The 12,511-nt window shown below is 38.5% G+C and carries 11 protein-coding genes; 1 reads left to right on the forward strand and 10 read right to left on the reverse strand.

Features of this window, described 5'->3' with window-relative positions; translation table 11 throughout:
- Nucleotides 1-104 precede the first annotated feature (104 nt).
- From MKZ14_RS13790 to MKZ14_RS13805, 4 genes are all read right to left on the reverse strand, one after another.
- A complete protein-coding gene (locus tag MKZ14_RS13790) occupies nt 105-1,088 on the reverse strand; it encodes an alpha-ketoacid dehydrogenase subunit beta (protein WP_016993882.1) in 984 nt (327 codons plus the stop codon).
- Nucleotides 1,088-2,104 carry a thiamine pyrophosphate-dependent dehydrogenase E1 component subunit alpha gene (locus tag MKZ14_RS13795; protein WP_016993883.1) on the reverse strand — a complete coding sequence of 339 codons (1,017 nt, stop codon included), beginning with the start codon at nt 2,102-2,104 and terminating at the stop codon, nt 1,088-1,090. The genes MKZ14_RS13790 and MKZ14_RS13795 overlap by 1 nt, the downstream gene beginning before the upstream one ends.
- 86 nt (nt 2,105-2,190) lie before the next feature.
- The gene (lpdA, locus tag MKZ14_RS13800) at nt 2,191-3,618 is read right to left on the reverse strand and encodes a dihydrolipoyl dehydrogenase (RefSeq protein ID WP_339280126.1); all 1,428 of its coding nucleotides are present in this window, start codon (nt 3,616-3,618) and stop codon (nt 2,191-2,193) included.
- Nucleotides 3,619-3,795: 177 nt separating this feature from the next.
- Nucleotides 3,796-4,890, reverse strand: coding sequence for a Glu/Leu/Phe/Val dehydrogenase (locus MKZ14_RS13805; protein ID WP_036076580.1), 1,095 nt, complete (start codon nt 4,888-4,890; stop codon nt 3,796-3,798).
- Between the two features lie 387 nt (nt 4,891-5,277).
- Between MKZ14_RS13805 and MKZ14_RS13810 the strand changes: the two genes are divergently transcribed.
- Nucleotides 5,278-5,514 (forward strand): DUF2627 domain-containing protein, encoded by a 237-nt coding sequence (locus tag MKZ14_RS13810; RefSeq protein WP_016993886.1) that lies wholly within the window; start codon nt 5,278-5,280, stop codon nt 5,512-5,514.
- Nucleotides 5,515-5,561: 47 nt separating this feature from the next.
- Here the strand turns inward: MKZ14_RS13810 and MKZ14_RS13815 are convergent, their stop codons facing one another.
- From MKZ14_RS13815 to recN, 6 genes are all read right to left on the reverse strand, one after another.
- A complete protein-coding gene (locus MKZ14_RS13815) occupies nt 5,562-6,290 on the reverse strand; it encodes a glycerophosphodiester phosphodiesterase (protein ID WP_036076577.1) in 729 nt (242 codons plus the stop codon).
- Complete coding sequence (locus tag MKZ14_RS13820; RefSeq protein ID WP_312124230.1) at nt 6,283-7,854, reverse strand: FapA family protein; 1,572 nt, start codon at nt 7,852-7,854, stop codon at nt 6,283-6,285. Before MKZ14_RS13820 ends, MKZ14_RS13815 begins: the two co-directional genes overlap by 8 nt.
- A gap of 298 nt (nt 7,855-8,152) precedes the next feature.
- Nucleotides 8,153-8,308: a hypothetical protein gene (locus MKZ14_RS13825; RefSeq protein ID WP_164835457.1), complete on the reverse strand. Its 156-nt coding sequence runs from the start codon at nt 8,306-8,308 to the stop codon at nt 8,153-8,155.
- 263 nt (nt 8,309-8,571) lie between these two features.
- Entirely contained in the window at nt 8,572-9,363 is a 792-nt protein-coding gene (gene spo0A / locus MKZ14_RS13830; RefSeq protein WP_016993890.1) for a sporulation transcription factor Spo0A, read from the reverse strand.
- 385 nt (nt 9,364-9,748) lie between these two features.
- Complete coding sequence (locus MKZ14_RS13835; protein ID WP_339280127.1) at nt 9,749-10,696, reverse strand: SpoIVB peptidase S55 domain-containing protein; 948 nt, start codon at nt 10,694-10,696, stop codon at nt 9,749-9,751.
- A 122-nt stretch (nt 10,697-10,818) separates the two neighbouring features.
- Entirely contained in the window at nt 10,819-12,510 is a 1,692-nt protein-coding gene (gene recN, locus MKZ14_RS13840) for a DNA repair protein RecN (protein WP_339280128.1), read from the reverse strand.
- Nucleotide 12,511 lies beyond the last annotated feature (1 nt).

A 12,511-nucleotide genomic window follows, 5' to 3' on the forward strand; every position in this document is an offset into this window, starting at 1 on the left:
ACGTAGATAGGCATTTAGACAGATTTTGACTTTCAATTGTGCAAAGTCAAAATCTGTTGTTCCGTCTGAGGCTTTTATTTTTCATTCAGCCTTGTTGTGATCTATTAGAACGCAGCAAGTTCTCGCATAGCACGTTCCACTTTATCAGGATTAATCATAAAATATTTCTCCATCGTTGGTGCATATGGCATGGCTGGCACATCAGGTCCCGCTAGACGTTGAATTGGTGCATCAAGCTCAAATAAACAATGTTCTGCAATAATAGCAGCAACCTCACTCATGATACTACCTTCTTTATTATCCTCTGTAACAAGCAATACTTTACCTGTCTTACTTGCAGCCTCAATAATCGCTTCTTTATCCAGAGGGTAAACTGTACGCAAGTCAAGGATATGAGCGGAAATACCATCCGCAGCTAGGCGTTCTGCCGCTTGTAGAGCAAAGTGGACTGCTAAACCATAGGTAATGACTGTCACGTCATCTCCTTCACGTTTTACATCTGCTTTACCAATTGGCAATGTGTAATCATCTAGTGGTACTTCCCCTTTAATTAAACGATAGGCACGTTTATGTTCGAAAAATAATACCGGATCTTCATCACGAATAGCAGCTTTCAATAAACCTTTTGCATCATACGGTGTTGATGGAATGACAATTTTCAAACCAGGCGTACCAGCAAAAAGTGCTTCAACGGATTGTGAATGATAAAGTGCCCCGTGAATACCGCCGCCAAAAGGTGCGCGGATGACCATTGGACAAGTCCAGTCATTATTAGAACGGTAACGAATTTTTGCTGCCTCAGAGACGATTTGATTGACAGCTGGCATTATAAAATCAGCAAATTGCATTTCAGCAATCGGACGCATACCGTACATCGCTGCACCGATACCTACACCAGCTATCGCACTTTCTGCAAGAGGTGTATCGAGCACGCGGTATTCACCGAATTGATCGTATAGTCCAGTAGTGGCTTTGAATACACCGCCCTTACGACCAACGTCCTCTCCTAAAATGAAAACTCGTTCGTCACGTTCCATCTCTTCTTTCATTGCTAATGTAATCGCATCAATATAAGACATTACTGCCATTACATGTCACCTCCGTCCACTGGTGCATAAACATATTTAAGTGCATGCTCTGGTTGTGCATATGGAGCCGCTTCAGCATAATCAGTTGCTTCATTTACTTCTGCCATGACACGCTCTTCGATTTCAGTACGTATCGCATCTGTCATTACGCCAGCATCCATTAAATATTTTTCAAATAATACAATTGGATCCTTTGCTTTACCTTCTGCAATGTCTTCAGCCGTACGGTATTGACGGTCATCATCATCTGATGAATGGGCTGTTAAACGATAGGTTACCGTTTCGATTAAACTTGGACCTTCCCCATTACGTGCACGATCTGCGGCCTCTTTCACCACTTTATACACTTGTAACGGATTTTTTCCATCCACTGTTACCCCTGGCATTCCGTAGCCAATCCCACGATCAGATACTTTTGCACAGCCTAGTTGACGCTCTACTGGCACAGAAATCGCATATTGATTGTTTTCTACCATAATAATGACTGGTAGCTTATGCACACCTGCAAAGTTCGCTCCTTCATGGAAGTCTCCTTGGTTGGATGAACCTTCACCAAGCGTAACGAAAGAAACAAAATCTTCTTTTTGTAGACGTCCTGCAAGTGCAACACCCACTGCGTGTGGAACTTGAGTCGTAACAGGAGATGAACCTGTTAAAATACGGTTTTTCTTTTGGCCAAAGTGACCTGGCATTTGACGACCGCCAGAGTTTGGATCTTCTGCTTTAGCAAATGCAGATAACATCAGTTCTCTTGGTGTCATTCCAAAATGTAAAACAACACCCATATCGCGATAATATGGTGCAATATAATCCTTATTTTTATCAAGTGCAAAGGCTGCTCCAACCTGTGCTGCCTCCTGACCTTGACAGGAAATTACAAACGGAATTTTACCAGAACGGTTTAACAACCACATACGCTCATCTAATCTTCTGGCCATTAACATTGTTTCGAACATAGCAAGTACATCTTCATTTGACAAACCTAAATCTTCATGTTTGATTTGAACATCTTGCATACGAACACCCCTTTCGTATTATAGAGAAATAACTATCTTATCCTATATCCCCACTTTTGGATATGTTAGTTATGAAATTCAGAAAATTAAAAATGGATAGCGCGATCATCCACTGCGAGAGCAGATTCCACTAACACCTCATTTAAGGATGGATGTGGATGAATGGCCTGACTAATTTCCCATGGTGTTGCATCTAACACTTTTGCTAAGGATGCTTCACCAATTAAATCTGTTACATGAGGCCCTACCATATGAATACCCAAAATATCATCTGTTTCTTCATCAGCAATAATTTTGACAAAGCCTTCTGCATCTCCATTTACTAATGCTTTACCAATGGCCTTAAACGGGAATTTACCAATCTTTAATGAAAAGCCTTGTTCTTTAGCAGCACTTTCTGTTAATCCAATGCTAGCAACCTCTGGATAGGAATAAACACATTTCGGTACTTTTAGTGCATCCAATGTCTCTGTTTTCCCTGTTGCTATATGCTCAATAGCTGAAAGCCCTTCATGAGAAGCGACATGTGCCAATTGTAAGCCGCCAATCACATCTCCTATGGCATACATATGAGACTCTTTCGTTTGATAGGAATCATTCACTTTAATAAAGCCGTTTTCCACTTCGATCTCTGTATTTTCTAAACCAATACCTTGCGTATTCGCCTCACGCCCTACACAAAGTAATAGTTTATCAGCCTCAAAAATTTCTTCTTTTTCATTCACTTTTGCAGAAATGAAAACGTTATCATTTTCGATTTTGAATGTATTTGTATCTAAGCGAGCATTCGTAACAATACGAACTCCTCGTTTTTCAAGCTGTTTCGTCACTTCTTTAACGATATCCGCATCTTCTGCTGGTAAAATAGATGGACCATATTCTACAACTGTTACATATACACCAAAATCGCAAAGCATGGATGCCCACTCAATTCCGATAACACCGCCACCAACGATTAACAGTGACTTTGGTAAACTTTCTAACTGTAATGCGTGGTCTGAATTCAGCACATATTGCCCATCTATCGTTAACCCTGCCATACCACGAGGCTTTGAGCCCGTTGCAATGACAACATTCGTAGGCACAAGCATTTCATTTTCATCGCCATTGGACATTTCTACAGATATTGTACCTGGCATAGGTGAGAAAATAGATGGACCCAAAATTCGCCCTGTACCATGATAAACATCTATTTTTCCTTTTTTCATCAGTGTATTCACACCCTGACTTAATTGCTCAACGATTGCTTGTTTCCTAGCTTGAACTTTGTCAAATTGTAATGTCACACCTTCGATATCGACACCATATTCGCTAGCTGTTTTATTAGCCATACGATATACTTCGGCACTTCGTAGTAAGGCTTTACTTGGAATACAGCCTTTATGCAAGCAAGTACCACCTAAACGCTCACGCTCTACAATGGCTGTTTTCAAGCCTAGCTGAGCAGCGCGGATGGCTGCAACATAACCACCTGTACCTCCACCTAAAATGACAACATCATAATTTTGAGCCATGTTTATTCCCCCCCTATTGAGAAAAGTGCTAAAGGATTCTATTAAACAATAACCAAGTGATTTTTTAACAGTCAGTGCTTTAGAAACTTTAGCTTTACTTCATGAAAGCCCTAATTTCTTGTTGAAAATTAGAAGAAGTCGACAATGCGACTTCTCTTCATGTATCAACCGTGTAAATTAGCGACCGTGTAAAATATTTTTTTCATTTTTTAAGAATTGGCTGCGAGATTTTGCTACGCGAGCGATACGTTCCTCTGCTAAGCGGTTCGCTGCCACATATGTTGGAATGCCATCTCGTTTTGAAATAGCAAAGATTTTTTCAATACTATCATAAATGCCATCTACGCGTTTCATTGCACGTTCACGATTATAGCCATATAATTCATCCGCAACGTTAATAACGCCACCAGCATTGATTACATAATCTGGTGCATAAACGATACCTAATTCATGTAGGTAGTCACCATGACGTGAATCTTTTAATTGGTTATTTGCAGATCCAGCAATCACTTTCGCTTTTAATTGTGGAATCGTTTCATCATTTAAAATTGCACCTAATGCACATGGTGAGAAAATATCAACTTCTTGCGCATAGATTTCATCTGGTGCCACTGCAATCGCGTCAAAGTCATTAACAACTCGATCAATTGCTGCCTGATTGATATCTGTTACAACAAGTTTTGCCCCTTCATTATGTAAATACTCGCAAAGCTTGTAGGCTACATTTCCTAGACCTTGTACAGAAATTTTTAATCCTTCTAGTGAGTCTGAACCGAATGCTTCTTTTGCAGCTGCCTTCATACCACGATAAACACCATAAGCCGTTACTGGAGATGGATTACCTGAAGAACCGAATGCAGGAGAAATTCCTGTTACATAATTTGTTTCCTCGTGGATTAAATCCATATCCGATACCGTAGTACCTACGTCTTCAGCTGTAATATAGCGGCCATTTAATCCTTGGATGAAACGACCTAACGCACGAAACATTTCTTCATTTTTATCTTTAAATGGGTCACCAATAATGACCGTTTTTCCACCGCCAAGGTTTAAACCAGCTGCAGCATTTTTGTAAGTCATTCCTCGTGCTAAACGTAATGCATCTTCAATTGCATTTTCTTCTGACGCATACGTCCACATACGTGCTCCACCTAGTGCTGGTCCAAGTGTTGTATCATGGATAGCGATAACCGCTTTTAACCCTGATGCTTCATCTTGGCAAAATACCAATTGTTCGTAATCATACTTTTCCATATACTTGAAGATTTCCATGAAACTCGCCCCTTTGCTTTGGAAAGTGCATCCCCAAATGCCCATCCAATCAAGTTTTATCTAACAATCTAATCTTCGTAGCGTCCTCACTCAGCAAATTCTGAGCTCCTATTATTCAGTAGGTGTTTAGACCCTAATACTTAAAGAAGAAATTGTTTAGTAATGGATAATATTGCTCCACTTATTTTTACAATACTGACAAATTCACAATTTCGCAACTATTATTACATATTCTTATTTAAGTAAGAATTTTCTAAACATTCAGTTACAATTGCTACTTTCTGTCCTGCTACGTTTTTAGCTAAAAATATTATATTGGTTTATACCCTTCCTTGACATTCTACCATCCACAGGTAAAATTAATCATAGGAATAAGGAGGGGTATACATGGCCCGTTTAGCTGCATTTATTGTAATGCTTATTCCAGGTCTTATGGCTGCAGGTGGCATTAAATTTATGCGTGATACATTATTTGGTAAGCTCATTTCACCATTCCCATTTTTATGGCTGCAATTTATCGTTGGGGTCATTTTCTTCGTAATAGGCTTTGGGTTTTTCGCTGGATTTTTACTACATCGCGATCGAAAAAACGGAAAAGTAGCACCACGCTTCCAAAAAAAATAAAAAGAGCTATCCAAATAAGTCAGGAAAGACTTACTGGATAGCTCTTTTTATACCCGTTGCTGAGATCTAAGGACTTTATCAGGATAATCCGTAATCCAACCAATGACAGAAGGGTGCGGATTGGTTAAAAATGATTCTGTACCATCAATAGCATAAAAACGACATGCTTTTTCACTTGTAACACAGGCCTCCAAGTATCTTGGTTTGTAGTACCTTTTATGCATATGCACACTATCAGCCGCTTTATAATCAGCTAGAAGATCCCATTTTATTTTTTTCGTCGCAATAAGGGCCGTTTCAAATTCTGGTCTATGCTTTTTTACGATCTCTAAAAGCTCATAGTGAAAGGATGAAAAATGACTACCTTTTGGCAGAGCTAACCCACGAAGGAAATGAATTAGCCCACTCTTATTGTCCAAGATCGTTGATTTTAATTCAATATTCAACGGCATCTGCTGTGTATTTGCCCATGCTAAAACTGCCTCAAACGCTGGCATCTTATATGACGAAAATAAACGTCTCCAAGGCTTACCAAGTTTAAAGCGCAGAAGCTCCTCGATCGTACAATCGCTTACCAATTTATTGGTGCCTACTAACCTCGATAATTGTGGATCATGATACACTACAGGTAAACCATCTTTTGAGAATTGAATATCTAATTCAATTCCATCAGCACCTAGCTCTAATGCCTTTTCAAAAGCTTTAAAGGTATTCTCTAATGCATAAGCAGAAGCACCACGATGTGCAAAAACAGGAATAAAAGCTGCCTTAGACATTTAACTCACCAAATTCTAGGATGAATTTACCATTCGTCATTTTGCTTAATAAAGATGATTTTCTGCCAATTTGAATATACGTTCCAGGATGGGCCTCTTTTGTCACAATAATCTCTTCTTTCCCTACATGACGCATTTCATCCATTAATAATTTGATTTCACGATCTAATGTAAGCGCTTCGCCCTTTAATTTAGTTAAGGCTTGCTTTGTCACTTCAAAGGACGCTGCTTGTTCTTTGGACATTTGATTGAGAAAAGGCAATAAATTTTTCATGCTACTCTCGTGTGCTGAAATCTCTGTTTGCAATTGTCTTAGCTGTGCTGCTTTTTCCTGCATCACGGTGTTATTCTCTTGCTTATTAATACTTTCTATTATCAAATCTGTTCGTCGCTCTAATCGGTTCCCAGAAATGGCCGTAACAATCGTATTTTTGGCTACTGCACGTCCCCCAATAATTTTACCTTTTCGTTCATCCACATAAATCGAATGAGCAGAAAGCTGTGATCCTAGTGCGTAAAAACCAATATGAATACTATTAGCTGCAAATAAATTTGCTTCATTCACATGTTTAACAAATATATTGCCACCTGCTTCTACCACTGTTGAACCAAGTCCAAAGATGCCACCACGAATATAGACATCACCCTCAATGGATTTAATAAGCTTGGCACCGCTTACACCCTCAGCTCCCTCAATGGAAATATCGCCAGTTGCAATAACCGTATAGCCACTTGTTACTGTACCTTTAATACTAAGTGAACCATTAAATTCAAGGTTACCTGTTTCCACTCCAACATCCCCATTTATAGGAAGGTGTCTGTTTACACCAATCATGCCTTTGACATCATCTAAAACACCAGCAATTTTCGAGCGAATGACGATTTTTCCGTCTTCTTCCACTTCATAGGCCGATTTTGTATCGTATTTGATTGGATAATCTCGACCAGGTACAGCAGCAACTTCTTGACCTAGCACATTTTTCCCCGGTTTACCTAATGTCGCAGGAATCTTTTCACCTAGCCAAGAGCCTTCTGAAATTTCCGAAATAAAATTCATATCATAGTAATCCGCTTTACCGTCTTCACGAATGACTGGCTTTCTCTCGGGTTTAGGTAAGTATGTAATTTGTGCATCTATTCCTGCTATAGGTTGCTCGCCTTGAGCAATTAAGAATGCTTTTCCTGGTTCAGCCTTCAATATATCAAAATCCAATATTCCGTGTACAATTCCATTTTCATTAAGTGTTTCTCGGATTTGTTGTGTTAATTTTTCTTTATTATTTTGAATATAATCATGCGTTTCATATATAAAAACAGAGGCTGACATCTTATCACGTGCCACTTCTGCTTCAATGTTCGGAAGCCAGCGTCCAATTTCAACAGGATTTGTATTCTGGGTTGATAACACATTTTTTAAAATTGAAAAATTAGATAATTTCAGTCGTGGATGACTACGTAGGATGCTGTCAAATTCTTTTAATGGGAAACCAGGGCTAAAAGTAAGCATAAATACCTTGCCATTTTCCTCAGAAATTTCGAAGTTTTCATTTCGAACTAGAATCAAGCTACCTCCTCCTTCCCTCTATATGTAAGTATATACAATCCACTTACATTTGTTTAGAGACCATTGTCACTACCGAGAAAGAAAATAGTACCACCTAATCATTAAAACATGAGCCAATATTTTATTTTTTATAAATAAAAGTAGATAATTAATACCAATTAATTGTTTGTTTTTGAGTTTTTTTATTAAAATTACCGATAAATCCAAAGTAATTCCATTAGGCTATTTTAAATAAAACATCTCCCATTGACAGGTAATGAGGATTGCTTCTCGCTAAACTATAGGCAATTTAGGTATTTTAGACTATTTTATTGATATTACTTTCGATTTGGAAAGTAGAACCTAGTTGTTTCAATTGCTGTCGATTCATATATTGCATACTTATTTTACCATCGAATACTAAACGCACCTCAAATAGCTCTTCCTCAATCTGAGTGATTTCGAGCGAATTCATTCCCTCTAATTGAATATTTACACTTTTTACTGTGATCACCTACCATGAGAATAATAACTCCATTGCCCTTCTTACATGTATTTCGTGTATTTTTATCTGATTTAGACGTTCTTTTAACGGTTTCAATGTTAAAGGACAGCCACAGAAATTTCCATAGTATTTGTTGAAGTAACAAAAAAAGCGCCCTTTTAAACAATATGATTTAAAAAGGCGCTATACTATGCGAAGTATAATTGCTGTATATGTTAATGATTATATTGGTACTAGCTAGCCATCATATCAATGCGGATTTTGTCTGCGATCATGGCAATGAATTCGCTATTTGTAGGCTTTGATTTTAAGTGATGGACAGTATAACCAAACATTGACGAAATGGATTCATAATTGCCGCGATTCCATGCAACCTCAATGGCATGGCGAATCGCACGTTCCACGCGAGATGGTGTCGTATTAAACTTTTTCGCGATTTCTGGATATAAAATTTTTGTTACCGATCCTAATAATTCAATATCCTCAAAGACCATTTGAATGGCTTCACGTAAATAGGAGTAGCCCTTAATATGTGCGGGTACACCGATTTCTTTAATGATAGCAGTAATCGTACTGTCTAATTGATGCTGATTTAATTTTTGAGGTACTGTCGGTTGTAGTACGCTTGTCTTTTTCGGAAGTGTCGCCTTCTGTCCAGCGCAATGTAAAATCTTTTGTACCAATTGGTCGAATTCAAAGGGCTTTAGCATGAAATAGGAAGCTCCTAAATCTACCGCTTGTTTCATGACATCCTCTTGGCCAAAAGCCGTTAGCATAATGACTTGAATTGATGACATTTTTTCATTTTGATACATGGACTCTAAAACAGCTAAACCGTCAAGATGAGGCATTATTATATCTAGAAGTAAAATATCTGGTGTAAATTCCTCAAGCATTTGTAGACATACTTTTCCGTTTGAAGCAGTTGCAATAATTTCTATTTCGGCATGTCCTTGAAAATACTGCTCCATTGTTTTTAATAACTCACGATTATCATCTGCAATCGCTACTTTTACCTTTGTCATTTCAATTCCTCCTTCTGGACTTGCTTTGAACACCTCAAAGCGATAACCTAAACCCCTAAATGCCGTTTTTGGCACACTGTGGAATTTTCGACATTTTTGTTTTAAAAACCTTTTCTATTTCCAAAAATGAGTATGTAGTCCGATACTTTCTTTTAATATCGACAAGTTATGCTAAAGAACTGCGACCTGTCGAATGCTCTTATAACTTATTTTAGATAAATTTAGTAGATAAAACTACAGTTTTTTTAAATATCATGCCTTCTTCAGGAAATTATCGGAAATACATGTTGGATTCGATGAAATAAAGGTAAAAAATCCGTGTAGTTTCCCGCGGCTTTTGTCCTGCCTGGGGAAAATTAAACGGATTTTTACCTTTCATACCTTTTTATGAAGACCTTCTTAACATTTCCGCTACTGTTAGCGCTGCACCTTTTTTCGGCTCCTCCACAAACATATGTGTCACAGCACCGACAAAACGACCGTCTTGGATAATAGGACTGCCACTCATTCCCTGCAAAATGCCACCTGTTTTTTCAATGAGCTTCTCGTCAGATACTATAAATTCAAGGCGTTCATTTTCCAGTTTGGTAATTTCTATTGAAAAGGTTTCCACCTTACTGCCTTCAATGGCTGTATAGATTTCAGCTTTCCCCGTTTTTATATCTTTTTCATGCATAATTTCTATCGCTTTGGGTAATCTTTGTTGATAACCGTCTTCCCAGCGGCCAAAAATACCATAAATAGTATTTTTATCTATACTGCCTAGGCGTTCTTGATGCTTTTCAATGGAGGAAATTTTATAGCCTGGTTGGCCTGGTGTGCTTTTTCGGATTTGCTGAATAGAAGCTAAAAAAATGGAGCCAGCTCTAAAAACAGGGGCTTCTTGTAGGGTTGAATCGACAATTTGATGACCTAGTGCACCGTAATTTTTTGTCTCTGGATCAATATAAGTCAGTGTTCCTACTCCATCTGTTTCATCTTTTAAAAAGGAAATGACATGCTCTGCTTCTTGGTTTTGTAATTCCAATGTAATTTGTTGGCCTTCACTATTGATCGTCCATTTTTGTTGGCCATCTTTTGCCACAGCCTGCTTGGCTTCAGCAAGGGATTTTACTGGTATATCGTTTATTTTTTCAATAACAGCGCCTCCTTTCATCCACTGATTGGAAGCTAATAGTACATCGTGTGCGACAAATACATGTGACAATTGAAGTTGAATTCCAATTGCTTCGCCCATTGGTATAAGCTTTTTGGCGGCTAAAGCTTGTATAGGCATTACTAATAAAAAGATGAGCATAGGCAAAATGACTAATTGACGCCAATGACGATTCATACGACACCTCCTTTTCATTTTTGTCTTTTTACTATGTGTTGTTGTGACGTTCTTATAAGCGGTAAATATTTGCGCAAAATGAAAAAAGCCAGAAACAGCTGAAACTGTTTCTGGAATAATGGTTAACGCATTTGTTTTTTTCGTTCATCTGCCATTTTTAAAAGCTCCGTCGCATGCTGTAGTGTCAAAGCTGTAATTTCCGTTCCAGACATCATACGGCTAACTTCCTCTATACGAGCATCTTGATCAATTTCTGATAAGGAAGTAAACGTTCGATCATGCTCGACTTCTTTTTTGATGAAGTAATGATGATCTGCCATCGCTGCAACTTGAGGTAAATGGGAAATACATAAAACTTGAGAATTAACAGAAATCGCAGCAATTTTCTCTGCAATTGCTTGCGCAACACGACCACTGACACCTGTATCCACCTCATCAAAGATAATGGAAGTAATGCCATTGGAAGAAGAGAAAATGGTTTTCAACGCTAGCATCATTCGTGATAATTCTCCACCGGATGCAATTTTCGGTAAAGACTTTGGTGGCTCCCCAACGTTTGTGGAAATGTAGAAGATAATTTGATCTTTCCCATTGGCGTCGAAATAGGGTAATTCATCGAAATTGACAATAAATTTTGCTTTTTCCATATGTAATTCACGTAGCTCTGCCATAATTGCTTCACTCAATTGTTGAGCCGCAGCTTTACGTACAGTTGAAAGTTCACTAGCCAGCTCATTGAGTACAGCTTCCATTTCTAACACACGCCGTTCTTTCACCTGTAAAATCTCATCACGGTTCAACAGCTCATTTAACTCGTTTTTAATTTTTTCATAATAAGCCAAGATCTCTTCCACTGTCGTACCATATTTGCGTTTTAAAGTTTGCAACAACGCTAAACGCTGCTCAACCTCGTTTAAACGTGCAGGGTCAAATTCCAATTCATCTAACACATTTTTGACCTGATAGGCTGCATCCTGTAATGCATAAAACGCACTTGTAACTGCCTCCGATGATTCTTTGAATTGCTCATCAACCATTGCAGCATCTTCTAAAGCACCCATTGCTGTTCCGATCCAATCAAGCCCTTTTGTTTCGCCCTGTATGGCCTCATAGGCTGCACTAGAACGTTCAAAAATTTTATTAAAATTCATCAGACGACGGCGTTCGTCTAGAAGCTCGTCTTCCTCACCTAACTTTAAATTAGCTTCGTCCAACTCTTTAATTTGAAATTGATACAAATCGATACGTTGTGCCATCAGCTGCTCATCAATGGATATAGAAGCTAAGTCTTTTTTGAGCAAACGGTATTCATCATATTGGGCGCGATAGTTTTTTTGAATGGGCAATAGCTCTTCTTCTGCAAACTGGTCAAGCAAATTGATGTGTTGCTTTTCATCCATTAGCTCTTGATTTTCATGCTGACCATGAATATCAATGAGACTTGCCCCAATGTCTCTAAGCACCGATAAGGGCACAAGCTTTCCATTCACACGACAAATACTTTTACCAGTGTCATTTAAATCACGACGTAAAATAATCGTATCTTCTTCTATTTCAATGCCTGCTTCTTCTAACTTTTTCAGAACAGGATGAGCTGAACTCGAAATTTGAAATAAGCCACCCAATTCTGCTTTTCTTGCGCCATGTCGAATAAATTCAGTGTTGCCTCGTCCACCTGCAAGTAAATGCACCGCATCAATGATAATGGATTTTCCGGCACCTGTTTCCCCTGTGAGAACTGTTAAGCCTTCTAAGAAGCTGACAGTCAAATCCTCAATGATGGCAAAGTTTCGAATACTAAGCTCTCTTAACACA

The sequence above is a fragment of the Lysinibacillus sp. FSL P2-0066 genome, assembly GCF_037969495.1.
Classification (GTDB): Bacteria; Bacillota; Bacilli; order Bacillales_A; family Planococcaceae; genus Lysinibacillus; species Lysinibacillus boronitolerans.

Bases quoted from the DNA above. Each gene is read 5' to 3' on its own strand.
- MKZ14_RS13815 (WP_036076577.1), bottom strand. From the start codon at position 6,290: ATGTCTAAGGCAGCTTTTATTCCTGTTTTTGCACATCGTGGTGCTTCT.
- MKZ14_RS13810 (WP_016993886.1), top strand. From the start codon at position 5,278: ATGGCCCGTTTAGCTGCATTTATTGTAATGCTTATTCCAGGTCTTATG.
- spo0A (WP_016993890.1), bottom strand. From the start codon at position 9,363: ATGACAAAGGTAAAAGTAGCGATTGCAGATGATAATCGTGAGTTATTA.
- MKZ14_RS13805 (WP_036076580.1), bottom strand. From the start codon at position 4,890: ATGGAAATCTTCAAGTATATGGAAAAGTATGATTACGAACAATTGGTA.
- MKZ14_RS13825 (WP_164835457.1), bottom strand. From the start codon at position 8,308: ATGAATTCGCTCGAAATCACTCAGATTGAGGAAGAGCTATTTGAGGTG.
- MKZ14_RS13790 (WP_016993882.1), bottom strand. From the start codon at position 1,088: ATGGCAGTAATGTCTTATATTGATGCGATTACATTAGCAATGAAAGAA.
- lpdA (WP_339280126.1), bottom strand. From the start codon at position 3,618: ATGGCTCAAAATTATGATGTTGTCATTTTAGGTGGAGGTACAGGTGGT.
- MKZ14_RS13795 (WP_016993883.1), bottom strand. From the start codon at position 2,104: ATGCAAGATGTTCAAATCAAACATGAAGATTTAGGTTTGTCAAATGAA.
- MKZ14_RS13835 (WP_339280127.1), bottom strand. From the start codon at position 10,696: ATGAATCGTCATTGGCGTCAATTAGTCATTTTGCCTATGCTCATCTTT.